The sequence below is a fragment of the Marinobacterium iners genome, assembly GCF_017310015.1.
Taxonomy (GTDB): Bacteria; Pseudomonadota; Gammaproteobacteria; order Pseudomonadales; family Balneatricaceae; genus Marinobacterium; species Marinobacterium iners.
The window spans coordinates 2,041,977-2,068,439 of sequence record NZ_CP022297.1; the positions used below are offsets into that span (position 1 = coordinate 2,041,977).

Sequence of the window (26,463 nt, forward strand, 5' to 3'; positions counted from 1 at the left end):
CATGGCATACGAAACCATCGAATTTGAAATTACCGAAGGGGTTGCAGTACTGACCCTGAACCGTCCTGATCGGATGAACAGTTTCAACACTCAGATGCATGGCGAAGTTCGCGATGCGCTGAAGCAGGTGAAGAAAGATGGCAGTGTCCGCTGCCTGCTGATCACCGGTAATGGTCGCGGTTTCTGCGCCGGCCAGGACCTGAGCGATCGTAACGTGGATCCCAATGCCGAGATGCCGAATCTGGGCGAGTCCATCGAGAAAAACTACAACCCACTGATCCGGACCCTGCAGGGCCTCGAAATGCCGGTTATCTGTGCCGTAAACGGCGTTGCCGCTGGCGCGGGTGCCAACATCGCCTTTGCCTGCGACATCGTACTGGCAGCGCGCTCCGCCTCCTTCATTCAGGCATTTTGCAAGATTGGTCTCGTGCCGGACTCCGGCGGCACCTGGACGCTGCCGCGTCTGGTCGGCCACGCCCGCGCCATGGCCCTGTCCATGTTGGGTGACAAAATCAGTGCCGAACAGGCTCAGAGCTGGGGCATGATCTGGCAGGTGATCGATGACGAGCAGCTGAAGGATGAAGCACTCTCCATGGCCAAGCGTCTGGCGACTCAGCCAACCAAGGGTCTGGCTCTGATCAAGCGTGCCATTCAGTCCAGCTGGGACAACAGCTTCGATGAGCAGCTGGATCTTGAACGTGACCTGCAGACTTTGGCTGGTCGCACCGAAGACTACCGTGAAGGCGTCAAAGCGTTCATGGAAAAACGTCAGCCCGACTTCAAAGGCAAGTGATCCATGTTTGATACTAATTCCGTTATTGGTGTAATTGGTGCAGGTACCATGGGTGCCGGTATCGCTCAGGTAGCGGCTCAGGCCGGTCACCCGGTATTGCTGTTTGATGCCGCTGAAGGCGCAGCCGCTCGCGGTCGTGACGGCGTTGCCAAGGGGCTGCAGAAGTTGGTCGAGCGCGGCAAGATGACGGCAGAAGCGGTTGAAGCGCTGGTTGCACGCATCACTCCCATCGCCTCGCTTGAAGAGATGGCTCCCGCCGCATTGGTGATTGAAGCCATTGTCGAGCGGCTGGACGTGAAGCAGAGCGTATTCGGAAAGCTGGAAGAGATCTGTTCCGAAAGCACGGTACTGGCCACCAACACCTCCTCCATTTCCGTAACCGCCATAGGCAGCACGCTGAAGCGTCCGCAGAACCTGGTGGGCATGCATTTCTTCAACCCGGCTCCGATCATGAAGCTGGTGGAAGTGATCAGCGGTCTGGATACACGCCAGGACGTGGCCGATGCCATTTATAGCCTGTCCGCCAGCTGGGGCAAGAAGCCGGTTCATGCCAAGTCTACACCGGGCTTTATCGTTAACCGTGTAGCGCGCCCCTTCTATGCAGAAGGTTTCCGTATCTCGCAGGAAGGCGGTGCTGATAACGCCACCATCGACGCGGTCATTCGTGAAGCCGGAGGTTTCCGTATGGGGCCGTTCGAGCTGACCGACCTGATCGGCCATGACGTGAACTATGCGGTGACCTCCTCCGTGTTCGCGGCCTACTACAACGACCAGCGTTTCCTGCCCTCCCTGATTCAGCTTGAACTGGTCAATGCCGGTCACTTCGGCCGCAAGAGCGGCAAGGGCTTCTACGACTACAGGGAAGGCGCGGTCAAGCCTCAGCCTCAGACGGCCGAAGCTGCTGAAAAGCCGGCCAGCGTTACCATCGAGGGTGAGCTGGGTGTTGCCGAGCCGCTGGTCGCTCAGTTTGAAGCCGCCGGTATTGAAGTGATTCGCACCGAAGGCGATGGCCGCATCCGCGTCGGTGATGCCACACTGGTCCTGACCAATGGCCAGTTCAGCACCGTCCGTGCCGCCGAGACCGGCTACCGCAACCTGATTCAGTTTGATCTGGCACTGGATTACGCGGCCTCAACCCGCATTGCGCTGGCTCCGGCTGATCAGGCCGATGCCGACGCCGTACGCCAGGCCACCGGCCTGTTCCAGGCGGCCGGCAAGGCGGTCAGCGTGATCGATGATATCCCGGGTATGATCGTGATGCGCACCCTGGCCATGCTGGCCAACGAAGGCTTCGACGCCGTCAATCAGCAGGTATGCAACGAGGAAGCGGTCGATATCGCCATGCAGGGTGGTGTCAACTATCCGCGCGGGCCGATCAGCTGGGCAACGGAAGTAGGCCTAGGCCGCATTCTGAATGTGCTGCGCAACATTGGCGCCAGCTATGGTGAAGACCGCTATCGTCCGTCTCCCCTGCTGCTGCGAAAGGTTGCAGGAGGGCGTAAGGCATGAGCGTTGACAATATGACTCCGGAGCAACTTGCCGTTGCCTGCAGCGAAGCAATGCATACCACTGACTATGCCGCACAGGGACTTGAGATCAGCATTGACGAGACTCGCCCCGGCTATGCCCGTCTGAGCATGACCGTACGCAAGGATATGCTGAACGGTCACGGCATGTGTCACGGCGGCTTTATTTTCGCCTTGTCAGACACGGCCTTTGCCCACTCCTGCAACAGCTACAATAAAGTAACGGTTGCCAGCGGTTGCAGCATTGAATACGTCGCTCCCGGCTTCCTCGGTGATCGTCTCACCGCGGTTGCACAGGAGCGTCAACGCAAGGGACGCACCGGCGTGTATGACATCACTGTCTATAACCAGAACAATGAAGAGCTGGCTTTCTTCCGCGGCAAGTCCTACCAGATCAAGGGTAGTGTCATCCCGGAAGACGAGACCACGGCCTGAGGAGAAACCCAATGAAAGACGCTTTTATCTGTGATGCGATCCGCACGCCGATCGGTCGTTATGCCGGTGCTCTTGCCGGCGTGCGCGCCGATGACCTGGGCGCCATTCCGATGCAGGCGCTGATGCAGCGTAACCCGGATGTTGACTGGAGCCAGGTGGATGACGTGATCTACGGTTGTGCCAACCAGGCCGGTGAAGACAACCGCAACGTAGCACGCATGTCCTCTCTGCTGGCTGGCCTGCCGGTGAGCGTTCCAGGCACGACCGTTAACCGTCTGTGCGGTTCCGGCATGGATGCAGTTGGCCTTGCGGCCCGTTCCATCAAGTCCGGTGACTGTGAACTGATGATCGCCGGCGGCGTCGAGTCCATGTCCCGCGCACCTTTTGTGATGGGTAAGGCCGAATCCGCTTTTACCCGCAATCCGAATGGTCTGTATGACACCACTATCGGCTGGCGTTTCATCAACCCGCTGATGAAATCTCAGTACGGCGTGGACTCCATGCCGGAAACCGCCGAGAACGTTGCGGCCGACTTCAATGTAAGCCGTGAGGATCAGGACGCCTTTGCCTTCCGCAGCCAGCAGCGCACCGCTACTGCTCAACAGAATGGCAAACTGTCCCAGGAGATCGTGCCGGTCACCATTCCCCAGCGTAAGGGTGACCCCAAGGTCGTTGACACTGACGAGCACCCCCGTGCCGATACCACCATGGAAATCCTGGCGGGGCTAAAAGCACCGTTCAGAGCTGGCGGTTCCGTAACGGCGGGTAACGCGTCCGGCGTCAATGATGGTGCCTGTGCCCTGCTGATCGCCTCCGCTGAAGCCGCCAAGGCCCACGGCCTGACACCGAAAGCGCGCATTGTCGCCATGGCGACAGCTGGTGTTGAACCACGCATCATGGGCTTCGGTCCGGCACCGGCCGCACGCAAGGTTCTGGCCAAGGCCGGGCTCAAAATTGAAGATATGGACGTCATCGAGCTGAACGAAGCGTTTGCTGCTCAGGCACTGGCCGTCACCCGCGATCTGGGTCTGCCGGACGATGCGGCACACGTTAATCCCAACGGCGGCGCCATCTCTCTGGGGCATCCGCTGGGCATGAGTGGTGCGCGCTTGATCACAACTGCCATGTACGAACTGCACCGTACCGGTGGCCGTTATGCACTGTGCATGATGTGCATCGGTGTCGGCCAGGGTATTGCAACAATTATTGAACGAGTCTGATGCTGCGGCTTCAGGAATCTAATAATTATTAACCTACAAGCAACGGGATAATAATAAGCATGAACTATCAACAGCCAATGATGCGCGGTTCCCTTGAAGAAATCGAAACAGCCAGCATCGACGAACTGCGTTCTCTGCAGCTGCGCCGTATGCGCTGGAGCCTGGCGCACGCCTATAACAACGTACCCCACTTCAAACAGAAGTGTGATGAAAAGGGTGTGCACCCGCACGAGCTTAAGTCTCTGGAAGACCTGAAGCACTTCCCGTTCACCACCAAGCAGGATCTGCGCGACAACTATCCATACGGCATGTTCGCCATTCCGATGGAAGATGTAGTGCGTATCCACGCCTCTTCCGGTACGACCGGCAAGCCGACCGTAGTGGGTTATTCCCAGAACGATATCGACACCTGGGCCAACGTAGTTGCACGCTCCATCCGCGCTGCTGGCGGCCACCGCGGTGACAAGGTTCACGTTGCCTATGGTTACGGCCTGTTTACCGGTGGTCTGGGCGCACATTACGGTGCCGAGCGCCTGGGCTGCACCGTCATCCCGATGTCAGGCGGCCAGACCGAGAAGCAGGTTCAGCTGATTCAGGATTTCGAGCCGGATCTGATCATGGTGACTCCGTCCTACTTCCTGAACATTCTGGATGAGATGGAACGCCAGGGCGTAGACCCTCGCAAGATCCGTCTGCGTACCGGTATCTTCGGCGCCGAGCCCTGGACCGGTGAGATGCGCAAGAGCATCGAAGAGCGTGCCGGTATCGATGCGGTCGACATCTACGGCCTGTCCGAAGTCATGGGACCGGGTGTGGCGATGGAGTGTATCGAAACCAAAGACGGCCCCACCATTTGGGAAGACCACTTCTATCCGGAGATCATCGATCCGAACACCGGCGAAGTACTGCCGGATGGCGAGTACGGTGAACTGGTGTTCACGTCTCTGACCAAGGAAGCGATGCCGGTTGTGCGTTACCGCACTCGCGACCTGACTCGCCTGCTGCCGGGCACCGCTCGCTCCATGCGTCGCATCGACAAGATTACCGGTCGTTCCGATGACATGCTGATCATCCGTGGGGTGAACGTGTTCCCGACCCAGATCGAAGAGCAGATTCTCAAGGTCGAAGCACTGGCGCCCCACTATGAGATCGTTGTCACCAAGAACGGCAACCTGGACATGGTTGAAGTGAAGGTGGAACTGACTCCGGCAGCGACTGCAGCCAACAAGGATGCCGTCACCAAGGAGCTGTCGCACCACATCAAGTCCTACATCGGCATCAGCACCCGCATCACCATCGGTGAGCCGGGTACCATTGCCCGCTCCGAAGGCAAGGCACAGCGTGTGTCTGACCTGCGCAACAAGGGCTGAATCGGGCTTGTCCCATTACGCAAAAGGCCGGTCATGATGACCGGCCTTTTTGTTGCGTCGTACGCCTGCCTGCTGCAGGAGGGCGCACATCAGCACTCATGCATGGCTGACTTCGATAATACGCACGTGGCTGTGTTTGCCATCCGGCAGGCGCCAGTCGATGGTCTGCCCCACTTCCAGCCCCAGCAGCGCTGACCCTATCGGCGCCACAATTGAGATCCCGTCTTCACGGCCAGCCATCTGATGCGGGTAGCACAGCGTACGCTGGAATGTTTTGTCACTTTCCTCCACCTTGAAGGTCACGGTGGAGTTCATCCGCACCACATCATCCGGCAGCTGTTCAAGCGGCACAATGTCGGCACGCTCCAGCTCCGTCCGCAAGCCATCCAGTGCGGGATTGTCCCGGTGCTCTTTCCGCTCCAGCATGGCTTCCAGTTGGTCAACGTCCTTCTCGGACACCTTGATTCCGGGCATTTCAGCCATTTTCAACTCCATCATTGTGACAACAGGTTGTACCTGGCTTGAGGTACAACGATAAATAAAAGGGATCAGTGGAAAAAGCGAAGTGCACCCGACGACCTGTACCGTGCTGATACAGGTCTATCAGCGTCAGCGGCAGGTTGGCGGGGCCTGAACAAGACAGGCCGCAGGTTTCTGAGTACTGATCGGGTGATGCATGACAACGTTCAAAACTGAGAAGGCGCCCCCGTGAGGCGCCTTCTGAATATTAGGTATGTTGACAGCTATTGTTAACGTTTTACCGACCTGAACGCAAGCCCCCTCAGGCGTTGATGATTCATATAACGAAAAGTTTCGGTCCCGAGCGTTATCTTGTATCATCATATCCTTATATTAAGTCGGGTATCACGATGCAACTGAGCCGTTTCAGCGATTATACGCTCCGAGTCCTGTTCTATGTCGCAACCCATACCGATCGTCTCTCGACCCTGAGTGAAATCGCGACATTCTATGACATCTCGATCGAGCACCTGCGCAAGGTTGTTCACGCTCTTGGCAAACGGGGCTATTTGAGTACCTTCCGCGGCAAGAAAGGGGGCATTTGCCTTGCCCGCCCCCCCGAGCAGATTAACATCGGTGAAGTGGTAGCCCATTCCGAAGGTACATCCCCGCTGGTGGACTGCAACAGCCAGCCCTGCCGTCTTGCCGGTCAATGCACTCTCCAAGGTGCCCTTGCCCGTGCTCAGCAGGCTTTTTTCGATACCCTCAAGGAGTACACGCTTGCTGACCTGCTGCGCAGTGACTCGATGCAGGCCAACCTGATTACCCACACCAACAGCTAGCCTCATCGCGGTACACACCCACGCCAACAGTTGCAGATTCCGGATAGACGATACCCGCTGCAGCTGAGAGAATGCCGTTTTGCATTTCAGGAGCTGTAATGTTGAAGGATCGTCACCCGGCATTTCTGGCTGCGCTCTGGATGACCGGCGCACTGTTCTCGTTCATGGCCATGGCTGTTTCCGGACGTGAGTTGACAGCTGAATATACCACTTACCAAATTCTGTTTTTCCGCAGCGTAATTGGCGTTGTCCTGATCGGTGCACTGGTGGCCAAAACCGGCATTGAACAGCTGCGCACCACCCGTCCCGGCGCGCACCTGGTGCGCAACATCGCTCATTTCGGTGGTCAGTATGGCTGGTTTTATGGCCTGGCCTGGATATCGCTGGCGGAGGTGATCGCCATCGAGTTCACCACTCCTGTCTGGACGGCCCTGCTGGCCTGGCTGCTGCTGGGTGAGCGACTTACACTGCCCAGAGTGCTGGCGGTGGCGCTGGGTATTGCCGGCCTGCTGCTGATACTGCGCCCCGGCATGGGCGTGCTGCACCCGGCCTCACTGGCCGTATTGGCAGGCGCTTTCGGCTATGCTCTCTCTTACATTCAGACCAAGTCACTGACTCGCACCGACACCCCACTGTGCATCCTGTTCTACATGACCCTGATGCAGCTTCCCTTCGGCATGGTCCCATCACTGCTTGACTGGAAAAGCCCTACCCTTGAAGCTTTGCCCTGGATACTGGTCGTCGGCGTCACCGCCATGAGTGCACATTACTGTATGGCACGCGCATTCAAACTGGCTGACGCGACTGTTGTTGTACCGATGGACTTCATGCGTCTGCCCCTGATCGCACTGGTAGGTTATCTGTTTTATCAGGAACTGATCGACTGGTATGTACTGGCGGGCACTGCGCTGATGTTCAGCGGCAACCTGATCAATATCCGCGCAGAGCAGCGCAAGGCGCCGCTACGGCAGGAGATCAGAGCACATCAGTCACCAGAATGAGTTCGCAGGCGCCATCGCCGGTATCTTCCCGCGACATGGAGCTGCGCCAGCGCCAGCCGTCTTCGCCGCGGGCCTCAACCAGAAACCCGCGCAGGCTTACCGTGCTGCCGGAATTGACATGATCCAGTGCCTCTCTGACTTGATCGTTGGCCGGAATCAGGTGCATATTGGCACTGCTGATCTCAACTTCACGCTGGGGAATCGGCAACTGTTCGGTGCGCCAGTAATACCATCGACCCGACTGACGTATGGTAAACTGACGCGCAATTTCCGGCTCGGCCATACGCCCCCAGCCCAGCGCGAAGTCCCAGGGGGAAAGATCTGCCTCACGCCCCATTCGATAGCGCTCTCGAGCCAGCACCCGGGCTTCCAGCGCGAACTCGGCCAACAGACGCAGCGAATACTGCCCGAATTCAAGCTCGGCTGGCGGGGTTAAATTCTGTTGCAGCGGCTCGGCAGACACAGGTGCCAATGACACCTGCGGCAGCTCAGACGACTCTGGTACCGGTGAATGGGAACGTCCCATCCACAACAGAACAACGATCAGGGCAAGTAACACCAGATGCCATCGCCGAATCAGACTCATGCGGTATTCTCCTGAATGAAACTGCCGTCCATCATATCACTTTGAAATTCGACAGGATGCCATGCAACCGTTTCAACAATTGAGCTGGTTCTTTCGCGAACACTGGCGCACCTATTCGGTAGCTCTGTTACTGCTGTCACTGGTTGCCATGCTCAATCTCAGCATTCCCTGGCTGGTAGGGCAAAGCGTTGACCATCTCGCTGCCGGTGACAACCAGAGCCACAGCCGCATCCTCTGGCTGCTGCTTGGCTGCGCTCTGGCGATTTACGTACTGCGCTTCACCTGGCGTCAAATACTGTTCGGAACCGCCTATCGGCTGGGTAACCTGCTGCGCAGCCGTTTTTATCAACGGTTGACCCGACAGGGGGACGCCTTTTATGCCGAACACAATACCGGCGACCTGATGGCACGGGCCACAAACGATATAGATGCGATTGAGATGGCAGCAGGCGAAGGGATACTGTCAGGATTTGATGGCCTGCTGACCTTTGTGCTGGTGATGATCATGATGGCAGCCGTGATCGACTGGCGCCTGACCCTGATCGCATTATTGCCCTTCCCCGTTATGGCATTTGGTTTCCATCGCCTGTCCAACCGTATCCACCACCAGTTCAATGAAGCACTGGAACAGTTCTCCGCACTGAATGACCGAACCCAGGAAGCACTCTCTGGCATTCGCATGATTCGAGCACTTGGACGCGAGCAGCAGGAGTTCGATGATTACGCCGCCATCACCCATCGCGCCGCGAAGGCCAACTATGATGTAGCCCGCAGCGAGGCCCTGTTCGACCCACTGATCTTTCTGTGCATGAGCGCCTCTCTGCTTCTCACTCTGGCCGGTGGCAGCTGGTTGATCAGCACCGAGGAGCTCAGCATCGGTGAACTGACCGGTTTCACCCTCTACTTGGGTCAGCTGATTTGGCCCATGTGGGCGTTCGGCTGGCTGCTCAATATCATCGAACGCGGCAGTGCCGCCTGGAAACGGGTCGACGCGACCTTGCAAACGCCCGACTCCATCAAGGACCAGGGGCAGCAGCCGGTCAGTGAAACATCCCTGACAGCCGAGGCTCTCAGCTTCACCTACCCCGGCAGTGATACGCCCGCATTGCAGGACGTAAGTTTTGATCTGCCGCCGGGCAGCCGCCTTGGCATCGCCGGCCCTACCGGTGCTGGCAAAAGCACCTTAATCCAGTTACTGATGCGCTACCGTGAGGCCGATAGTCCACAGCAGCTGCTGCTGGGCGACCATGCCGTTGCGGATTACCCGTTGCAGGCCCTGCGCAGCTGCTTCGCATGGGTGCCGCAGGACCCTTTCCTGTTCAGCCTGACGGTGGCGGAAAACATTGCCTTGAGCCAGCCGAATGCAAGCCCTCAAGCGATACGCCACGCAGCATGGCTGGCATCCGTCGATGAAGATATCGAACGTTTGCCAAAGGGCTATGACACACCGGTCGGCGAACGTGGCGTTACCCTGTCCGGAGGCCAGCGCCAGCGTGTCGCGCTGGCGCGCGCGCTGCTGGCCCCGGCCCCTGTGCTGGTGCTGGATGACTCCCTTTCGGCGGTTGACCTTGATACCGAGAAACGCATTCTGCAGCGCCTGCAACAGGCCAGTGTGCGGCGCAGCCTGATTGTGATCAGCCATCGCCTGAGTGCGCTGCGAGACTGTGACAGCATTCTGGTATTGCAACACGGCCACCCCGACGAGACCGGGACTCATGAGCAGCTTCTTGCCACTGACGGCTGGTACAGTCGCATGTGGACCTACCAGCAGATGGAGGAAGAAACCGATGTCAGCCACTGAGCGCAGCCAGGCTAGACGCGCTTTCAGCCTGCTGTTCGATTATATCCGCCGTGACCGTCCGCTGCTGGTCAAGGCTTTGATTTTACTGGTGCTGGCCACTGCTGCTGATGTGGCCGGCCCGCTGCTGGCCAAGGTTTACATAGATGATTACCTGATGCCCGGCAACCTGCAGTGGCAGCCGGTTGGACTGCTGCTGGGTGGATACCTGCTGGTACAGATACTGGCCGCCTGGCTGCGCTTCCATCAGACCATGAAATTTACCGACATGGCACTGGTGGCGGTGCAGGATATCCGCGAACGGGCTTTCAGACGTGCCTTGTGCCTGCCGCTTGGATGGTTTGACCATGCCATTACAGGTCAGGTGGTCAGCCGCATCACCAATGACACCGAATCGATAAAGGATCTGTACGTGCAGTTCCTGTCAGTAGTACTGACCAACACCGTGCTTCTGGTAGGCATCCTGATCGCAATGGCCGTATTGGATACGTTCCTGATGCTGATTGCACTGCTGATGATACCCGCTGTGGTCGGACTGATCTGGCTTTACCAGCGCGCCAGCGGTGCCGCCGTATCACGCCAGCGACAGCTGCGCTCGGAGATCAACGGACTGGTCAGCGAGTCGATCAGTGGCATGGGCGTGATTCAGGCATCCGGGCAGCAGAGCCGGTTTATCAACCGGTTTGAAACGCTTAACCAGCCTTACTATCAGTCACGCCTGCGCACCATTAGCATCAGCGCGGCCCTGTTGCGGCCGGCCATCGACCTGATGAGCGTACTGGTGCTTGTCGCCGTGATCTGGGGGTTTGGTTTACAACCTGCCGAGCAAACCCTCGAGATCGGTGTGCTGTACGCTTTCATCAACCTGCTGGGACGTTTCACCGAACCACTGGCAGAGATTACTCAGCGTTTCAACCTTTACCAGCAGGCGATGATTGCCGGACGCCGTGTGCAGGAGTTGCTGGACGAACCGGAAGACAACGCTCTCAGTCAACCCGGCACGGGTTCTGTCAGCAAGGGGCACATTCAAGTGCAGCAGCTGGGCTTTGGTTATCAACCGGAGAAGCCGGTTCTGCGTGGAATCAGTTTTGACCTTCCGCCTGGCCAGTTTCTGGGCATTGCAGGCCCCACCGGCAGCGGCAAGAGCACGCTGCTGAGTCTGCTGCTGCGCTACTACGCTCCCGACAGAGGTACGATTCGAATCGACGACCAGCCCCTGCAGTCGCTGAGCAATGCTGCCCTGCGTGATGGCATCGGTCTGATTCCACAGGAACCATTCATCGTTGCAGGCAGCATTCGTGACAATATCGACATGGGGCGCGGTCTTGGCGATGTTGCCATCGAACAGGCAGCCGCTCAGGCCCATCTGTTGCCGATGATCCAACAGCTGCCACAGGGAATGCATACATTGCTGGGGGAACGTGGGACTCGGCTCTCGACTGGTCAGCGCCAGCAGCTGGTCATCGCCCGTGCACTGGCAGGTTCTCCGCGCGTTCTGCTGTTGGATGAGGCCACGGCGAGCGTCGACAGCGAAACAGAACAGGTGGTGCAGCGAGCATTGCACGAACTGCATGGTAAGGTAAGTCTTGTTGTGATTGCCCATCGCCTTTCCACTATTCGTGAGGCAGACAACATCCTGCTGCTGGTCAATGGCGAGATTGTTGAGTCCGGTTCACACCGAACACTAATGCGGGCCGAGCAAGGGCGTTATGCAAGACTGTACCGCCTGCAGCAGCAGGCAGCACGGGTGCAGGATGCTGAACAGTATTCAACTGAGACGGTCGAGCACAAAACGGTCGATCAGCGTGAGTGAGTCAGGGTCTGTCGACACAATGTGCAGACCCAAACCGATGCTGTCATGAGAATTGCGCCGCTTGTACACAATACGGCAGTGGCAATGCAACGGACCCTGCCCAAGCCCGAAATGCAGCCAGACCTCGGTGGCCCCCAATCCCTGTGGCGGTTGTAACCCGGCCAGCACCTCACCACCCTCAACATGGAAACCACTGCGGCTGATGTTTACCAGATTCACATCGATCATCACCCCTGCCGAGGTTTCAATTTCTGCCGGCAGGCTACAGTGCACGCGGGGAGATATGCGTCTTTCCTGAAACATCTTGCTTCTCTGTCAGTTGGATGCAGGTATGATAGTGCCGCCATGTGGCCGTAACAATGTTCAGGGTCAGATCAACCTTGTGATACAAACGGTTTTTTACTACTTAAGTACCGGTTTGGCGCCCCCAAGGTCGAATTCATAGTACCCGGCAGCAGGAGTCTAATAGTCGTAACGGAGTTACACCATGCATCTGCTTGCAAGACTATCAGTCATAACAGCCCTGCTTGCCGGGCTTACTGCGACCGCCGCGGCCGAGATAGACCCTGACGACCGGCTCTATTTTTCATGGGACGGCTATCGCATCGCCCACTATCGCAGCCCGCCTGCGATACCGGTAGAGGGTGGCACTCGAGTCGATACCGCGGGTGTTCGCAGTTTGCTGGAGCAACCGAAAAAGCCGGTACTGGTCGATGTACAGCCGGTAGGATGGCAGGACGGTATTTTTCTGATTACCAAACCCCGACTGCACCTGCCCGGCAGTATTTGGTTGCCCAACGTAGGACTGGGCGAACCCGGTGAACGACTGGAGCGGTACTTCAGCACTCAGCTGGAACAGGCAACCGGTGGCGATCCATTGAGACCGGTCATACTGTACTGCACGGCTGACTGCTGGATGTCATGGAATGCTGTCAAACGCGCCCACAGCTGGGGCTACCAAAATCTGTACTGGTATGCAGAAGGGACTGACGGCTGGCGCGAAGCCGAACTCGATCTGGTCACCGGAACCCCCGTGCCATTACCGGCCGACTACTGAAAAGTTTGACACGGAAGGTCTCTGAAGTTCTTAATAATAAAGATAAAAGGGGAACATACCCGTGTACAAGATTCTTATCGCTGATGACCACCCACTGTTCCGGGAAGCGATCACCAATGTGATCGAATCAGGCTTCCCTGATACCGAAACACTGGAAACCGAAAACCTTGAGACCGCCCTTGCCCTGGCCCAGGAACACGATGATCTGGACCTGGTGTTGCTGGATCTCAACATGCCCGGGATGAATGGTCTCAACGGGCTCATTTCACTGCGCAACGAGGCACCCACCGTACCCGTTGTGATTGTTTCAGCCGAGGATGACAAACAGATCGTACTGCAGGCCATCACCTGCGGTGCCGTTGGCTTCATCTCAAAATCATCACCGCGCAACCAGATGACCGAAGCCCTGCAGCAGATCCTGGACGGAAACGTCTACCTGCCATCTGACATTATCCGCCAGAGCGGACAGGAAGGACGCCGCAACCGACGCGGCAACGACAACCCCCAGATTGCACCGGAACTCCTCTCTTCTTTGACTCGTCGTCAGCTGCTTGTGCTGGAACGGATGGCCAAGGGGGAGTCCAATAAGCAGATCGCCTACAACCTCCATATTGCCGAAACGACCGTCAAGGCCCACGTTTCGGCCATTCTGCGCAAACTCGGTGTACATAACCGAGTTCAGGCGATCCTCTCGGCCAGCGATATCGACTTCGCCCAGTATCTGCGGCGCTGAAGCATCTACTCTCTGCTTACGCCGGCTGTTGCCGGCGTTGCAGCAAGTGGGCCAGTGTAGCCTTCAGCTTCAGCGGCTTGACCGGCTTGTTCATCAGCAGATACCCCTGAGCCTTCACTTCCTGTTTCAGCTCGTTGCTGTAGTTGGCCGTGATCATCAATACCGGCGGCTGGTCCGCCCGCAGACTCAGCACCTCACGTACCAGCTCATCACCGGTCGCGCCGTCATCCAGATGGTAATCAGCAATCAGAATGTCCAGCCCGGCGCTGCCAATGGATACCTGCTGCTGCAGATCGTCCAGCCCCAGCGCCGTCACCACTTCACAGCCCCAACCTGTCAGCAGCGTGGCCATGCCGGCACAGATGGCGGGATCGTTGTCGATCATCCAGATGCGCGCTCCCTCCAGCCGGGCATGAATGCTCGGGTCCGAAAACGGCGCCTGGAAGGATTGTGGCAACAACCGACCTGCCGGCACTTCTACCGAAAACACCGAGCCCCTGCCCTCGACTGATCTCACCCTGATCGGGTGATCCAGCATACGGCCGATCTTGTCGACAATGGCAAGGCCCAGCCCCAGCCCTTTGTCCTGATGCTGATTGCCGTTACGGATACGACGAAATTCCTGGAATATTTCCGTCAGCTTGTCCTCGGGAATGCCAGAACCGGTATCCCAGACCTCAATCAACACCCGCTCTCCTCTGCGACGGCAACCCAACAGGATTTTCCCGCCCTTGTCGGTATAGCGCAGTGCGTTGGTCAGAAAGTTGCGCAGAATACGGGCCAGCAGCGTTGCGTCACTGAGTACGACCCGGTCACTGCCTGCAAAGCGGAATGACAGCCCTTCGGCCGCAGCCATCTGGTGATACTCCGCTGCCAATGTATCCAGCAATTCATTGAGCCTGAAAGCGGATACATCAGGCTTGATGACACCCGCGTCCAGGCGGGAAATATCAACCAGCGTACCCAGCAAGGTTTCCACATCCTGCAGGGAATTGCTGACAGAGCTGATCAGGCTGCGAATGCGCTCCGGCATGGGTTGTTCCAGCAAGGCACCGGTAAACAGGCGTGCTGCATTGAGCGGCTGCAGCAGATCGTGACTGACCGCCGCAAGAAACTTGGTTTTGGACAGGTTAGCCTGTTCGGCGTCCTGCTTGGCCTCCAGCAACCGCGCCTCGATCGACATACGCTCCTCGATCTCCTGTCGCAGCTGCAGGTTAACCCCAGTCAGCTCCGAGGTACGTTCGCGTACGCGCTGCTCAAGGTTCTGATAGGCTTGCTGCAGCGCAAGCGCGGTTCGTTTGCGTTCAGTGATATCACGGATCAGCACAAAGAAACCAACCGTGTTGCCCGCAGCATCAATATTGGCTACATAGGATTTGAGCATGTGCCGGTTTTCACCTGCCGCATTCTGCTCATCAATTTCGAAGGTGGCATTCTGCCCGCTCATGGTCTGGCGGATATACGGCTCCAGCCGAGCATACTGCTGCTCACCGTGTACCTGACGAATGCTCTGTCCGATCAGACTTCCTCGAGGCCAGCCATACCAGTCATCATAAACCTGGTTGGTGAACTGGAAATGTCCTTCACCGCCCACATAGGCGATCAGCGCCGGCACATGGTCGGTAATCAGGCGCAGCCAGTTTTCGTTTTCGCGCAGGGTTTCAGCATAACGATGGCGTTCGGTGATATCCGTATAGGTATTCACAAAGCCACCGGACGGCATCGGGTGGGTACGAATCTCCAGTACTCGACCATCCGCCAGGTGCTGTTCGGTTTCCAGCAGCGGTCGGCCGTGTGCACTGAGCGTGTCGGGTGTCAGCAGCTGCACTTCACTGGCACCCATCAAAGATTCAAACGGGACGCTGCTGACCGGGCTGAGTCCGGTCAGCTCGGCAAAGCGGTCATTCCAGACTTCCAGCTCGCCCTCCGGATTAATCAGCGCCACCCCCTGGGACAGATTATCAACGGTACGCTGCAGTAGCCGGCTTTTTTGTGCCAGCGCCTGCTCACGCCGAGCGGTCTCACTCGCCTTCAGGTCGGTAATATCGGTGTACAGGATCACAAGACCGCCATCATTGGTATGACGCTCGTTCATCTGCACCCAGCGGCCATCAGAAAGATGATATACGGTCGCCTCATCCCCCTGACCCACATGCTCTTCGGCGATTACACCACGCTCCAGCGCAAGACGGCGCACATCATGGATGGTGATGCCCCGCTCAATACGAGTTTGCGTGCCCTGCCAATAGTCACGAAAGCGGCTGTTGAACAGCACGATACGCCGTTCGGCATCAAACAGTACAAAGGCGTCCGAGATGCTTTCGATGGCGTCAATCAGTCGCTGGTGCGCCGTGGCTGCCTCCTGATTGGCCTGCTTCAGCGCCATGTTACTGTGTTTGAGTTCTGCCAATGCCGCATTCAATGCTTCGGTGCGCTCACGCACCTGCTCGGCCAGCACTACCGAATGCTCAAACGCGGCATACGGCGCCGTACGTACTGTACTGCTGGACTCGACCCGTTCGATCAACGCCTGTTTCATGCGACGCAGCTTGGTATTGTCTTGCTCAAGCTCTGCGATACGCGCTTCCAGCTGTGCCTTTTCGATATCAGTAGCCATGCTGCGCCCTGCCGATCACGACCCCGGTAAAGGTCTGATTGATATGCATGCCATCAAACTGCTCACCATAGGTGTTAAAGCCGATTACCTGATGCCGGGTCAGCAGTTCGGATGTCTTCTGTGCCTGCCCGGTATACTCCGCTTCCAGCCGGCGCAGAAAGCAGTCACAGCCGATAGTAATCAGCGGTTCACCCAAAGTGCTTTCAATCTGTTCAAGGCGGTGAGAAAGGTCCTGCAGCATTTCGCCAGGCTGCATGGCGGTCAAAACGATGCCGTTCTCGACGGCGCAATAGAAGGTCAAACTCAGGTCAGGATTGACCTTTTGAATGGAGCGCACGTAATACTCCTGCCCGATGCGCACAGCCAGAGGATTGAGTGCAAAAGTCTTGAAATCGAGTTGTTCGGGGTTCAGTCCCAGCAGGCGGGCATATTCCAGCGCAGCCGGCTCGGCATTCAGCTCGTATACGGTACGACTGGCGGCATCTGCACGGGTTACGATCAGCTTCTGTTCCAGACTATGCATGTGGTGCGTACTGAAGACCTCAAAGTCCAACGGCGTATTGATCATCACAACCACCGCTGCACGGGTCCGGAACTCGCCACCGGCAAATACATGGGTACCGGTCAGATGAATATCATCACCCGCCGAGCCACCAAAATTGGGGATGCTGCCCAGTGCTGAATCCAATGTCAGCAACACCAGTTCCTCCTGACTGGATAGCCCATCCAGCAGCGTCAGGGCAAAGGTATGTCCCTTGATCGGTGCAACCTGACGCTCACGACAGCGCCCGATCAGCCGTTCCACCTCAGACTGGGCATCGGTCAGACTGAACTTTTCCAGCTCTTCTATCAGCCCGACTTCAACGGCAAAAAGATGACGATCAAAGCCGATGGCGGTGATGGTTCCCTGATCGTAGCCACGCGGTGTCAGCTCACCTGCAGTGGTACAGCCTGCCAGCTGAACCTCGCCAAAGGCATCATTGAGACTGTGCGCAAGTGCATTCAGGTCATACTCTGCCGAGCAGAAAAAAAGAACGAAACCAAGTTCAGGATGATCAAGTGCCGTGGCCAACTCCCGAGATGCCGTTTCAGGATCGCGTGCCGATGACATGGCAGAACGGACGGGACTGTGCAGTACAGGCGCGTTCATAGGGGTACACTCGCGCAGATATAGGTATACCCACATTGTAGCCAGCACTACAGGGGCGGGTAATGCTACTTGAGTACTTCAAACATCAGTAAAAGCAGCATGAAAGTAGCGGTTTTGGGCTGAACAGGCCCATGCTGCGGGAGTCTGATACCAACTGATCATCTACTCCCAAAGTACTGCTTCAAATGGCAGACAAAAAAACGCGCAGACGGCGAAGGGGAGCCGGCTGCGCGCCAGGAGTGGTACTGCAGGTTTACCAGGTCAGGACGGCACCAAAGGCCATGGTATCGTTCTTTTCGGTACCCAGAGTGGAACCACTGATTTCGGTCTGGTCGTACTCGGCAATCAGTTTCAGGTTGCTGTTCACAGTATAGAACCAGGCAACTGCTGTATTTTCGTAGGTGAAGTCGGCGCCATTGTCACCTTCGTTTTCACCATATGAAAGGGCTACACGGTTCGGGCCAAAGCTGTAGGAACCCTGCACCAGATACCCATCAAGCTCAACACTTTCATCCGCTACAAAGTTGTCGATTGCTGCCGGGTGGATACCTTCGCTCTGGAAGCCGGATGCCGTCAGTGACAGATCACCAAATTTGACGTTGGCGCCGTAGGAAACACCTGTCGAATCCACACTTGTATCGGCCACTGGGTCATCAGAGCTCTGATACAAGCCACCCAGCCACGCTTTGAAGTCCAAGGAGTCGGTGTTTACTGTGTAGGTCAGTTCACCTTCAAAACGCGGTGCATCTTCTGACGAGTCAGCCGACGATTTGCTTGGATCAAAGATACCAACCGCCAGCTGGAGGCCATTGCGGGTGGGCGAACGGTACGTGATCTGTGCTTTCGGGAACGGATAGGTATAGCCACTGCCGATGTTGCCGAAGGAAACGTTGCCACCATCAATCAGACCCAATGCATCAGAAGTCTGGCCATAACCGAGCAGCAACTCGTCTGACATGATGTTGGTACGGTTGAACAGACCAAAGTCCTTACCGATCAATACCTGGCCCCAGTCACCATCGACTGTGCCGTAGAACTGACGTACATCGATGCCGGTATCGGTACCCAGAGACTCGCCTCGTCCCTGATTGTTGGCGCGCACTACATCGGAATCATTGATGCTGACCCAGAACGATGAACGCGCACCTAGTTTCAGGTCACCTGTTTCCTTGCCGAAATTGAAACCGATCCAGTTGGGCAGGAAGCCCATTTTGACACGAGACTGCTCGCGGCCATCATTGTCACTGTGTACGTAGAAAGCGTTGATCAGGCCATCGGTCGAGAACGTTGTACCTTCCTGATCATACAGCTTGATCTCGGCCTGAGCCTGGGCCGCCATACCCAGTGCAATCATTGCAGGCAGAAGTCTGGTGGTGAATTTTTTATTGTTCATGGTTTCCCCCAAATAGAAACATCGGTCATGACATCGTGATTACGATGGGGTGATGTTCGCCCAAGGGGAGACCTTGATATATGCAACAACAGAAGGTTTTGTGCACGCTTTCAGGCGCACTACCGAGGCAGACTGAACCGTATCAATGCCGGAGTATTACGACTCTGCCTGAAGGTAGCAGAAGCAGGTGCAACATAAGATATGCTTTATATCCAATTGATATTAATAGATTAAAAGCTCAGCTGAAAGTTCAACAAAAAAGCCCTGCCGACAGAGCCGGCAGGGCTTTTTCAAACAGCGGGTATCAGTGGATCAGCTTTTTTTCGGCAGTTTGAAGGTCCAGACAGAGCCACCCTGGTTCAGGTGTTTGACACGCTTGGCTACTTCACCACCCCAGAGAGGTACTGCACCACCCCAGCCGGACACAACGGAGACGTACTGCTCACCATCCATCTCCCAGGTAATCGGCGAACCGACAATGCCTGAACCGGTGTTGAACTTGTACAGCATCTCGCCGGTTTTGGCATCGAATGCCATCAGGTAGCCTTCAGGGTTACCAGTGAACACCAGGTTGCCCTTGGTGGTCAGCACCCCACCCCAAAGCGGCGCGTAGTTCTTGTAGCGCCATACTTCCTTGCCGTTAACCGGATCGATCGCACGCAGCACACCGATATACTCTTCATTCATCGGCCTGATGGTGAAACCGGCACCCAGATAGGCAGCCCCTTTCTTGTAGGAGATCGGTTCGTTCCAGATATCCATCTCCCACTCGTTGGAGGGTACGTAGAACAGCCCGGTATCCTGGCTGTACGCCATCGGCATCCAGTTCTTGCCGCCCAGGAAAGAAGGCGCAGACACAACGGACTCACCCTGCTTGCCCTCTTTGGCATCGAGCGGATTACCCGGACGGCCACCGTCCTTGTAGACCGGACGGCCTTTCTCATCCAGACCTTCGGCCCAGGTGATCTTGTCAACAAACGGGAAACCACGGATGAAGTCACCGTTTTCACGGTTCAGGACATAGAAGAAGCCGTTACGGTCGGCAGTGGCCGCCGCCTTCACCGTTTTTCCACCCTGGGTGTAATCGAACGAAATAACCTCGTTCACGCCATCGAAGTCCCAACCGTCGTGAGGCGTGGTCTGGAAGTGCCATACAATTTTGCCGTCATCCGGATTAATTGCCAGACGCGATGAGGAGAACAGGTTATCACCCGGACGCAGATGCGAGTTCCATGGAGCGGGGTTACCGGTACCGAAGAACAGCAGGTTGGTATCCGGATCGTAGGTACCGCCCAGCCAGGTAGCAGCACCGCCCGTTTTCCAGAGATCACCCGGCCAAGTCTGGCCCGGCTTGCCACCGGAGATGCCATTCTCAACCTTCTTGCCATCCTTCCAAACATATCCCATGTGGCCTTCCACGGTCGGACGGGTCCAGAGGATATCACCGGTTTTGGCATCATAGGCTTCAACCTTGCCCACTACGCCGAATTCGCCACCGGATACACCGGTAATGATCTTACCGTTCACGATCAGCGGTGCAGCCGTAATCGAGTAGCCTTCCTTGTAGTCGGCCACTTTCTTGATCCAGACCACCTTGCCGGTATCCTTGTTCAGGGCTACCAGCTTGGCATCCAGGGTGCCGAAAATTACCAGGTCATCATACAGACCTACACCACGGTTGATCACGTCACAGCAAGGCATGATGCCATCAGGCAGTCGGGCATTGTATTCCCACAGCTCGTCACCGGTACGGGCATCAACAGCAAACACGCGTGAATAGGAGGCCGTGACGTACATCACGCCATCTTTGACCATCGGCTGGGATTCCTGCCCACGCTGCTTCTCACCACCGAAAGACAGCGACCAGACCGGACGCAGTTCCTGAACGTTTTCTGTGTTGAGTGCATCGAGCGGACTGTAGCGCTGACCCTGCAGCCCAAGGCCGTTGGTCACAATCGCGTCCGTTGTCATATGATCGGCGAGAATATCCTTGTCGGTCACACTTGCCTGCGCCAGTGTTGCAACCGACATGGCTGCAACCAGCGTGGATAGAGCGAAGCCATTACGGCAGCCAAATTTCTTCATCGCTGTCCCCTTTGAGGATTTTTGTTGTTCGGGAGAGAGCCGGGAAAATTTCCCGACCCGTACAGGCATTCTTGAATTTGACCCCGTTTGGAACAATTGAACGGGCGAAGCAGTTTTCTCCTCACTTGGTAGTAATACCCGGCTGGAGAGCCTGCATTGACTGGCCTTTGCCGCAGCCGTCAACGGCCAAAAGCCGCCTCTTCATAGGCAGGAAAGAGATGAACAACGCTGCGCTGGAACTCGACTTCACGCAGGGCGATGCTGTCAAACTCGGAAGGGATCGGCAGCTGCATCACTTCAGTCATGCTCAAGCCCTGCTCTGCGGCATCACGTAACGTTTTGTCCAGCCAGACCAGATAGGCGTCCATCTGATCAAGCGCACGTTGATCGCTCACCATTGGCCCATGCCCTGGCAGCATCAGCTTGAATGGATACTGCCGCAGTTGTGCAATTTCGTCTCGCCACTGCTGCAGTCCTGGGGTATGTGGAGTTGTCAGGGCGCGCTGATAGAACACCATGTCAAAGGGAAACAGCACTCCGGTGCTGTGGTCAAACAGCACCAGATCAGCACCACTGTGCCCACTCATGCGGATCCACTCAAGTCGATGGTTGCCGATTTGCTGCACACCAGGCGCAAGTGTCTCAGTCGGCACCACCACTTCCGTGCCCCGCATCCAGTCCCCTACCAGCCGGTACATGTTTTCCGCAAAACTGTCGCCGTGATTTCGAATCTGCTGCTGGGTCTCCGCTAAAGCCACAATGGGAACATCTTGGAATGCCTGATTACCCAGAAAGTGATCGGGATGCTGATGGGTATTGATCACCATGCGAATGGGCTCATCCGTGACCGACTGAATCGCTCCAAGCAGCGCTTCGCCATAACGACGTGATACACCTGTATCCAGTACCAGCACCCCATCGCCAGTTGCTATGAAGGCGGTATTGACGATGTTACCACCATTTTCAACGCTGAAGTCTTCGGTACGCCCCTCAATGAACCAGGTGTTCTCGGCCACTTCCACCGGCTTAAGCCCATAATCGAACGACGCTGCGTTGGCCGACAGAGAGACCAGCAGGCACAATAAAGCGGTTATCCGTTTCATCTGAACCTCCTAAAGTGGCCGTGTGAATTCATTACCACCGTTATCCCTCAGCCAAAGGGTATAACCGGTCGTATCTTCATCAAGATCAAAGCTGATCACCGGGTTCTCAGATACCGGCTGAGACAACTCCATACGGATCTGAACCTCGCCGGCCCCATTACGCAATTCAAGCTGTTGCAGATAAAACTCCGGAATCGCATCCACCAACCCAGTGTCCATCGGGTGGATCACACGCAATTTAAGCCGAGATCCCTCGCCTTCTGCGTTGCTGAAGCGGCGCGCCTGAACTTCGCCGAGGTGACTCTGCCAGTAAGGGTCCGCATTACCCATACTGGGCGTGGTGCAACCACCACCGGCCGCTTCGAGCTGGGCATAGCCAATATGCCAGCTGCCGCTTTTGGTCAGCACGGCCGCTCGCACCGCGGTACTCTGCTGCACCTTAATGCGCAGTGAAACGCGACCGTTGGCGTTCTTAATCGGGTAGTAGTCGAAGATATGCTGGATCGGGTTCAGGTCAGCCCAGACCACAATGCGCTCGATCTCACCGGCAAAGGCACTGGCATCGATACTAATCGGCACCTGGGCAGGGTCTTCGGCAAATGCCGGGACTTCAACTTTGATACGAGGCTCAAAGCGGTAGTCTGCATCCCCCAGAAAAATTTTCCGCGTGTAGTCCCACATCACTGAATTGAGGGGATCATCGGGAGTACCCGCCTGCAACACCCCCGTAAACAACAGAGCCAGCAGACCAACAAGGCCTGAGCGAAACATCTGCATGTGTCATTCCTCTTGTTTTTATTGTGTGAATCCTGACCGGGTTATTGCGCTTGAGTCTGGGCTGCCTGCTCCACCTGATAGAAAGACGGCGCACTGAAACGCACCCCATAACGCTCGAAGATCTGCTTCATCTGACCGCCCCTGATCATGTCGTCGAGTACTGCCTCAACGGCATACCCCAGTTGACGATCAGTCTCACGCACCGCAATACCTACATCCCACATCTGCCTGCCCATGGTCGGGAAGCTGTTTTCCGCCAGCCTGAAGCGTGGATTGCCGCCCTGCTCCAGCAACCAGTCGATCTCTGATCGCATTGCCATCACGGCTGCAACCTCACCCTGCTCCATGGCCTCGAACGCAGCACGCGGGTTGACGTAATGGCGAGTCTTGTCACGCAGCCGGCCATTCAGAGCGGATGTGAAATAGAAAGCCGGCACAGTATCAACCTCGACCCCTACAGGCTCATACTGAAACACCGCAACGGTTTTGACTGAGTCCAACCGCTGCGAGTCATAGGCGACCTGCCAGCGTTCTTCATGATAGGGCGCCATCATGACCACGAATTCGTTGATCAAATACCCCAGTGAATCCTGTTTGTAGGCATAGGCCTTGTCATAGGGCACTCGCAGCATCACATCTGCCACGTTTTTCAGCGCAAGAGGATTGTCTTCATCCTTGTCCAGGTAGTGACCCCGCCAGACATTGTTGCGCAGGTCATCTTCGAGACCTTCGTCGGGCGTGATCCAGTGCAGCTGCAGATCAAGCTCCAGCTTATCCGCAATGTGGCGAGCGATATCCACATCCAGCCCGGCAGGCTTGCCCTGTTCCTCCCATGAATACGGTGGAAAGTCCTTGTAGACACCGATACGAATATATCCCGAGTCGATCACGTCATCATACAAACGCGCAAAAGCCTGCTCGTTTCCGAGCAGGCCTGCCATCAGGGATATAAGCAGTGTCAGCAGCTTATTCCTCAACATATTTGGTCTCCAGCCAGGTTCTGATCGCCCAGAGCGCCTCCTGACTCAACGTATCCGCCATTTTGGGCATGTAGACGGCGCCATCACGCACCGCCCCGTTTATCACGCGGTACTTGAACCAGTCATCACCTTCAAAATCCGGGCTCAGGTAACGCAGATCCGGTGCGATACCGCCTGAAATACCGTCCAGTCCATGACAGCGAGCACAATTTTGGTTATAGGCTGAGGCACCAATCTTCACCGCCAGATCGTGGTCATCAGAAGGCGCACGATAGGGGTTGGTATCTGCCCAGTCTTCACCCAGACTGGACAGCCCTTCGGTATCCACCGCCTGAGGCGTGACATCGCCGTGCGCCAGAACCTGGCCGGAAAGCGCAGAAGCCATCAAAGTGGCAGCCAACAGGCCGGTGAGTTTGTTATGCTTGGACATGGTTGTTCACCCGTTTCTTGTTTTATCTGACAGAACGCAGCCGGGGAACAGGCCCCGACCTTGATGAGCTCATGATGAACCAGCCGTCACAGCGCCAGAATTCAACCTTGGCACCCAAAACATTGGCCTTTGGTAGTAAATTTCACAGATAACCAGTACCAGGGGTTGATTCAGTCACACCAAGGTAGTAAAACTAAAGCATAACCATTTGATTGTAAGGGATTTTTTCCCGGTAACCATGTGGAATCTCCCGCTCACATCCACCTCCATTCCCAGCTTTTCAGGGTCGGCTTCCGTCGCCTGAACCCCCTCTTGCTGAACACAATGCTCTGGCAATGGCCACTCTCGAACGAGGCTGGCTGAACACCACTCAACAGGGTATTGAACTGATGAAAACAAATATAAAAGCGCCACGCCGCGCCCTGCTGGCGGGATCTGTCCAGACCGCTGTACTGGGCATCGCCATCAGCCTTGGCAGTGTCGGGGTACAGGCTGCCTCTTCCAATGTTAGCTGGGATGACATACTCAACGACCAGACCACCCCGCAGGATGTACTTGGCTATGGCATAGGGCCCAAGGCTCAGCGTTACAGCCCGATGAGCGCCATTAATGTTGACAACATCGAGATGCTGACCCCGGCCTGGTCATTTTCCTTCGGTGATGAGAAGCAGCGTGGGCAAGAGTCACAGGCGCTGGTGCATGACGGTGTTATCTATGTGACCGGTTCCTACTCACGCATCTTCGCCATCGACGCCCGCACCGGTAAACAGATCTGGTCCTACAGTGCACGTCTGCCGGACGATATTCGCCCCTGCTGCGATGTGGTAAACCGCGGTGCCGCCATCTTTGGTGACAAGGTATTCTTCGGCACGCTGGATGCTGCCATCGTGGCGCTGGACAAGAACACCGGTAAGGTTGTCTGGAAGCAGAAATTTGGTGATCACAGTGCCGGATATACCATGACCGGTGCTCCCACACTGGTAAAGGATCAGAAAACCGGCAAGGTACTGCTGATTCATGGCTCATCGGGTGACGAGTTTGGTGTGGTCGGCAAACTGTTCGCGCGTGACCCGGACACCGGTGAAGAGATCTGGATGCGTCCATTCGTTGAAGGTCATATGGGTCGTCTGAATGGCAAGGAAAGTACGCCGACCGGTGACCCTCGTGCCCCCACATGGCCAGATGATCCCAACACCGAGACCGGTAAGGTCGAAGCCTGGAGCCATGGCGGCGGCGCCCCCTGGCAGAGCGCCAGCTTTGATGTCGAAACCAACACCATCATCATCGGTGCCGGCAACCCTGCCCCCTGGAACACCTGGGAACGCACTTCACCTGGCGGCAATCCGCTGGACTATGACAACCTCTACACATCGGGACAGGTTGGCGTCGATCCCAGCACCGGAGAGGTGAAATGGTTCTATCAGCATACCCCCAATGATGCCTGGGACTTCTCCGGCAACAACGAACTAGTGCTGTTTGAATATGATGACGATGGCAAGACCGTCAAGGCCACGGCTCACGCCGACCGTAACGGCTTCTTCTATGTAGTCAACCGTGAGAACGGCAAGTTCATGCACGCCTTCCCGTTCGTTGACAACATCACTTGGGCCACCCATATCGATCCTGACACCGGGCGTCCGGCAGAAGTTGAAGGACAGCGTCCGCCACCGCCCAAACCCGGTGAGAAAAAAGGCGAATCCATCGAGGTATCTCCTCCATTCCTCGGTGGCAAAAACTGGAACCCTATGGCCTACAGCCAGGATACCGGCCTGTTCTATATTCCGGCCAACCACTGGAAAGAGGATTACTGGACTGAAGAGGTGACCTACCAGAAAGGCGCGGCCTATCTTGGCCAGGGCTTCCGCATTCGCAAAATGTATGACGACCATGTCGGCATCCTGCGCGCCATGGACCCGGTCACCGGTGAAACCGCCTGGGAGCACAAGGAGAAGCTGCCATTGTGGGCAGGCGTTCTCACCACCAAGGGCGGACTGGTCTTTACCGGTACCGGCGATGGCTACCTGAAAGCCTTTGATGCCAAAAACGGCAAGGAGCTGTGGAAGTTCCAGACCGGTTCCGGAATCATCTCCAGCCCCATCACCTGGGAGATGGATGGTGAGCAGTACATTGGTGTCGCCTCCGGCTACGGTGGAGCCGTGCCACTCTGGGGCGGCGATATGGCCGACCTGACCAAGCCCGTACCACAGGGCGGGTCCTTCTGGGCCTTCAAGCTGCCGAAGTGGGCTAACAAGTAAACCCATGGGGCCCAAGCGGCCCCATTTTTCATGGCAGGAG

The 26,463-nt window shown here is 56.6% G+C and carries 23 protein-coding genes; 12 read left to right on the top strand and 11 right to left on the bottom strand.

All coding sequences use genetic code 11. The features are described from left to right. Position 1 precedes the first annotated feature (1 nt). From paaG to paaK, 5 genes are read left to right on the top strand one after another with little or no spacing between them, the layout of a single operon-like run. Complete coding sequence (gene paaG / locus CFI10_RS09810) at positions 2 to 793, top strand: 2-(1,2-epoxy-1,2-dihydrophenyl)acetyl-CoA isomerase PaaG (protein ID WP_206834246.1); 792 nt, start codon at positions 2 to 4, stop codon at positions 791 to 793. 3 nt (positions 794 to 796) lie between these two features. Beyond that, positions 797 to 2,302 carry a 3-hydroxyacyl-CoA dehydrogenase PaaH gene (gene paaH / locus CFI10_RS09815; RefSeq protein ID WP_206834247.1) on the top strand — a complete coding sequence of 502 codons (1,506 nt, stop codon included), beginning with the start codon at positions 797 to 799 and terminating at the stop codon, positions 2,300 to 2,302. Next, on the top strand, positions 2,299 to 2,754 hold the full coding sequence (gene paaI / locus CFI10_RS09820; protein ID WP_091823952.1) for a hydroxyphenylacetyl-CoA thioesterase PaaI: 456 nt from the start codon (positions 2,299 to 2,301) through the stop codon (positions 2,752 to 2,754). The genes paaH and paaI overlap by 4 nt, the downstream gene beginning before the upstream one ends. Positions 2,755 to 2,765: 11 nt before the next feature. Then, positions 2,766 to 3,974, top strand: coding sequence for a 3-oxoadipyl-CoA thiolase (gene pcaF / locus CFI10_RS09825; RefSeq protein WP_206834248.1), 1,209 nt, complete (start codon positions 2,766 to 2,768; stop codon positions 3,972 to 3,974). 59 nt (positions 3,975 to 4,033) lie between these two features. After that, the gene (gene paaK / locus CFI10_RS09830) at positions 4,034 to 5,344 is read left to right on the top strand and encodes a phenylacetate--CoA ligase PaaK (protein WP_091823946.1); all 1,311 of its coding nucleotides are present in this window, start codon (positions 4,034 to 4,036) and stop codon (positions 5,342 to 5,344) included. 96 nt (positions 5,345 to 5,440) lie between these two features. Here the strand turns inward: paaK and rnk are convergent, their stop codons facing one another. After that, a complete protein-coding gene (rnk, locus tag CFI10_RS09835) occupies positions 5,441 to 5,827 on the bottom strand; it encodes a nucleoside diphosphate kinase regulator (protein WP_206834249.1) in 387 nt (128 codons plus the stop codon). 386 nt (positions 5,828 to 6,213) lie between these two features. Between rnk and CFI10_RS09840 the strand changes: the two genes are divergently transcribed. Together CFI10_RS09840 and CFI10_RS09845 are read left to right on the top strand one after the other, a co-directional pair. After that, positions 6,214 to 6,645 carry an RrF2 family transcriptional regulator gene (locus tag CFI10_RS09840; RefSeq protein ID WP_206834251.1) on the top strand — a complete coding sequence of 144 codons (432 nt, stop codon included), beginning with the start codon at positions 6,214 to 6,216 and terminating at the stop codon, positions 6,643 to 6,645. Positions 6,646 to 6,743: 98 nt separating this feature from the next. Beyond that, a complete protein-coding gene (locus CFI10_RS09845; protein ID WP_242529946.1) occupies positions 6,744 to 7,646 on the top strand; it encodes a DMT family transporter in 903 nt (300 codons plus the stop codon). On the opposite strand, the gene CFI10_RS09850 is transcribed toward CFI10_RS09845, so the two are convergent. Continuing rightward, positions 7,621 to 8,232 (bottom strand): hypothetical protein, encoded by a 612-nt coding sequence (locus tag CFI10_RS09850; RefSeq protein ID WP_206834254.1) that lies wholly within the window; start codon positions 8,230 to 8,232, stop codon positions 7,621 to 7,623. The two genes, CFI10_RS09845 and CFI10_RS09850, sit on opposite strands and share 26 nt — an antisense overlap. A gap of 61 nt (positions 8,233 to 8,293) precedes the next feature. Between CFI10_RS09850 and CFI10_RS09855 the strand changes: the two genes are divergently transcribed. Further along, the gene (locus CFI10_RS09855; protein WP_206834256.1) at positions 8,294 to 10,033 is read left to right on the top strand and encodes an ABC transporter transmembrane domain-containing protein; all 1,740 of its coding nucleotides are present in this window, start codon (positions 8,294 to 8,296) and stop codon (positions 10,031 to 10,033) included. Beyond that, positions 10,020 to 11,843 carry an ABC transporter ATP-binding protein gene (locus CFI10_RS09860; protein ID WP_206834258.1) on the top strand — a complete coding sequence of 608 codons (1,824 nt, stop codon included), beginning with the start codon at positions 10,020 to 10,022 and terminating at the stop codon, positions 11,841 to 11,843. The genes CFI10_RS09855 and CFI10_RS09860 overlap by 14 nt, the downstream gene beginning before the upstream one ends. On the opposite strand, the gene CFI10_RS09865 is transcribed toward CFI10_RS09860, so the two are convergent. Continuing rightward, positions 11,799 to 12,146 carry a PilZ domain-containing protein gene (locus CFI10_RS09865; RefSeq protein WP_206834260.1) on the bottom strand — a complete coding sequence of 116 codons (348 nt, stop codon included), beginning with the start codon at positions 12,144 to 12,146 and terminating at the stop codon, positions 11,799 to 11,801. The genes CFI10_RS09860 and CFI10_RS09865 overlap by 45 nt on opposite strands. A gap of 184 nt (positions 12,147 to 12,330) precedes the next feature. Here CFI10_RS09865 and CFI10_RS09870 point away from each other — a divergent pair, with 184 nt between their 5' ends. Then, positions 12,331 to 12,900: a rhodanese-like domain-containing protein gene (locus tag CFI10_RS09870; protein WP_206834262.1), complete on the top strand. Its 570-nt coding sequence runs from the start codon at positions 12,331 to 12,333 to the stop codon at positions 12,898 to 12,900. 61 nt (positions 12,901 to 12,961) lie between these two features. Then, on the top strand, positions 12,962 to 13,633 hold the full coding sequence (locus CFI10_RS09875) for a response regulator (protein ID WP_091823919.1): 672 nt from the start codon (positions 12,962 to 12,964) through the stop codon (positions 13,631 to 13,633). A 16-nt stretch (positions 13,634 to 13,649) separates the two neighbouring features. On the opposite strand, the gene CFI10_RS09880 is transcribed toward CFI10_RS09875, so the two are convergent. From CFI10_RS09880 to pedF, 8 genes are all read right to left on the bottom strand, one after another. After that, positions 13,650 to 16,250: a NahK/ErcS family hybrid sensor histidine kinase/response regulator gene (locus CFI10_RS09880; RefSeq protein WP_206834264.1), complete on the bottom strand. Its 2,601-nt coding sequence runs from the start codon at positions 16,248 to 16,250 to the stop codon at positions 13,650 to 13,652. Continuing rightward, positions 16,240 to 17,400 (bottom strand): nitric oxide-sensing protein NosP, encoded by a 1,161-nt coding sequence (gene nosP / locus CFI10_RS09885; RefSeq protein WP_206834266.1) that lies wholly within the window; start codon positions 17,398 to 17,400, stop codon positions 16,240 to 16,242. Before nosP ends, CFI10_RS09880 begins: the two co-directional genes overlap by 11 nt. A 253-nt stretch (positions 17,401 to 17,653) precedes the next feature. Continuing rightward, the gene (locus tag CFI10_RS09890; protein WP_242529947.1) at positions 17,654 to 18,754 is read right to left on the bottom strand and encodes a porin; all 1,101 of its coding nucleotides are present in this window, start codon (positions 18,752 to 18,754) and stop codon (positions 17,654 to 17,656) included. Between the two features lie 351 nt (positions 18,755 to 19,105). Further along, complete coding sequence (locus CFI10_RS09895; RefSeq protein WP_206834268.1) at positions 19,106 to 20,878, bottom strand: PQQ-dependent methanol/ethanol family dehydrogenase; 1,773 nt, start codon at positions 20,876 to 20,878, stop codon at positions 19,106 to 19,108. Positions 20,879 to 21,057: 179 nt separating this feature from the next. Further along, positions 21,058 to 21,981: a quinoprotein relay system zinc metallohydrolase 1 gene (locus CFI10_RS09900; protein ID WP_206834269.1), complete on the bottom strand. Its 924-nt coding sequence runs from the start codon at positions 21,979 to 21,981 to the stop codon at positions 21,058 to 21,060. Between the two features lie 9 nt (positions 21,982 to 21,990). Next, positions 21,991 to 22,758, bottom strand: a complete 768-nt coding sequence (locus CFI10_RS09905; protein WP_091823902.1) for a quinoprotein dehydrogenase-associated SoxYZ-like carrier — start codon at positions 22,756 to 22,758, stop codon at positions 21,991 to 21,993. A gap of 41 nt (positions 22,759 to 22,799) precedes the next feature. Then, positions 22,800 to 23,738 carry a substrate-binding periplasmic protein gene (locus CFI10_RS09910; protein WP_206834271.1) on the bottom strand — a complete coding sequence of 313 codons (939 nt, stop codon included), beginning with the start codon at positions 23,736 to 23,738 and terminating at the stop codon, positions 22,800 to 22,802. After that, complete coding sequence (gene pedF, locus CFI10_RS09915) at positions 23,725 to 24,168, bottom strand: cytochrome c-550 PedF (protein ID WP_091823895.1); 444 nt, start codon at positions 24,166 to 24,168, stop codon at positions 23,725 to 23,727. The genes CFI10_RS09910 and pedF overlap by 14 nt, the downstream gene beginning before the upstream one ends. A 389-nt stretch (positions 24,169 to 24,557) precedes the next feature. Between pedF and CFI10_RS09920 the strand changes: the two genes are divergently transcribed. Continuing rightward, positions 24,558 to 26,423 (top strand): methanol/ethanol family PQQ-dependent dehydrogenase, encoded by a 1,866-nt coding sequence (locus CFI10_RS09920; RefSeq protein WP_206834273.1) that lies wholly within the window; start codon positions 24,558 to 24,560, stop codon positions 26,421 to 26,423. The last annotated feature ends 40 nt before the right edge of the window (positions 26,424 to 26,463 follow it).

What these genes read in the sequence shown, in the direction of transcription:
- rnk (WP_206834249.1), bottom strand. Translation starts at nt 5,827, where the DNA reads ATGGCTGAAATGCCCGGAATCAAGGTGTCCGAGAAGGACGTTGACCAA.
- CFI10_RS09855 (WP_206834256.1), top strand. Translation starts at nt 8,294, where the DNA reads ATGCAACCGTTTCAACAATTGAGCTGGTTCTTTCGCGAACACTGGCGC.
- CFI10_RS09910 (WP_206834271.1), bottom strand. Translation starts at nt 23,738, where the DNA reads ATGTTGAGGAATAAGCTGCTGACACTGCTTATATCCCTGATGGCAGGC.
- CFI10_RS09845 (WP_242529946.1), top strand. Translation starts at nt 6,744, where the DNA reads ATGTTGAAGGATCGTCACCCGGCATTTCTGGCTGCGCTCTGGATGACC.
- CFI10_RS09880 (WP_206834264.1), bottom strand. Translation starts at nt 16,250, where the DNA reads ATGGCTACTGATATCGAAAAGGCACAGCTGGAAGCGCGTATCGCAGAG.
- nosP (WP_206834266.1), bottom strand. Translation starts at nt 17,400, where the DNA reads ATGAACGCGCCTGTACTGCACAGTCCCGTCCGTTCTGCCATGTCATCG.
- CFI10_RS09895 (WP_206834268.1), bottom strand. Translation starts at nt 20,878, where the DNA reads ATGAAGAAATTTGGCTGCCGTAATGGCTTCGCTCTATCCACGCTGGTT.
- paaK (WP_091823946.1), top strand. Translation starts at nt 4,034, where the DNA reads ATGAACTATCAACAGCCAATGATGCGCGGTTCCCTTGAAGAAATCGAA.
- CFI10_RS09900 (WP_206834269.1), bottom strand. Translation starts at nt 21,981, where the DNA reads ATGAAACGGATAACCGCTTTATTGTGCCTGCTGGTCTCTCTGTCGGCC.
- CFI10_RS09865 (WP_206834260.1), bottom strand. Translation starts at nt 12,146, where the DNA reads ATGTTTCAGGAAAGACGCATATCTCCCCGCGTGCACTGTAGCCTGCCG.
- CFI10_RS09905 (WP_091823902.1), bottom strand. Translation starts at nt 22,758, where the DNA reads ATGCAGATGTTTCGCTCAGGCCTTGTTGGTCTGCTGGCTCTGTTGTTT.
- paaG (WP_206834246.1), top strand. Translation starts at nt 2, where the DNA reads ATGGCATACGAAACCATCGAATTTGAAATTACCGAAGGGGTTGCAGTA.
- CFI10_RS09850 (WP_206834254.1), bottom strand. Translation starts at nt 8,232, where the DNA reads ATGAGTCTGATTCGGCGATGGCATCTGGTGTTACTTGCCCTGATCGTT.
- paaI (WP_091823952.1), top strand. Translation starts at nt 2,299, where the DNA reads ATGAGCGTTGACAATATGACTCCGGAGCAACTTGCCGTTGCCTGCAGC.
- pedF (WP_091823895.1), bottom strand. Translation starts at nt 24,168, where the DNA reads ATGTCCAAGCATAACAAACTCACCGGCCTGTTGGCTGCCACTTTGATG.
- paaH (WP_206834247.1), top strand. Translation starts at nt 797, where the DNA reads ATGTTTGATACTAATTCCGTTATTGGTGTAATTGGTGCAGGTACCATG.
- CFI10_RS09920 (WP_206834273.1), top strand. Translation starts at nt 24,558, where the DNA reads ATGAAAACAAATATAAAAGCGCCACGCCGCGCCCTGCTGGCGGGATCT.
- pcaF (WP_206834248.1), top strand. Translation starts at nt 2,766, where the DNA reads ATGAAAGACGCTTTTATCTGTGATGCGATCCGCACGCCGATCGGTCGT.
- CFI10_RS09860 (WP_206834258.1), top strand. Translation starts at nt 10,020, where the DNA reads ATGTCAGCCACTGAGCGCAGCCAGGCTAGACGCGCTTTCAGCCTGCTG.
- CFI10_RS09870 (WP_206834262.1), top strand. Translation starts at nt 12,331, where the DNA reads ATGCATCTGCTTGCAAGACTATCAGTCATAACAGCCCTGCTTGCCGGG.
- CFI10_RS09840 (WP_206834251.1), top strand. Translation starts at nt 6,214, where the DNA reads ATGCAACTGAGCCGTTTCAGCGATTATACGCTCCGAGTCCTGTTCTAT.
- CFI10_RS09890 (WP_242529947.1), bottom strand. Translation starts at nt 18,754, where the DNA reads ATGATTGCACTGGGTATGGCGGCCCAGGCTCAGGCCGAGATCAAGCTG.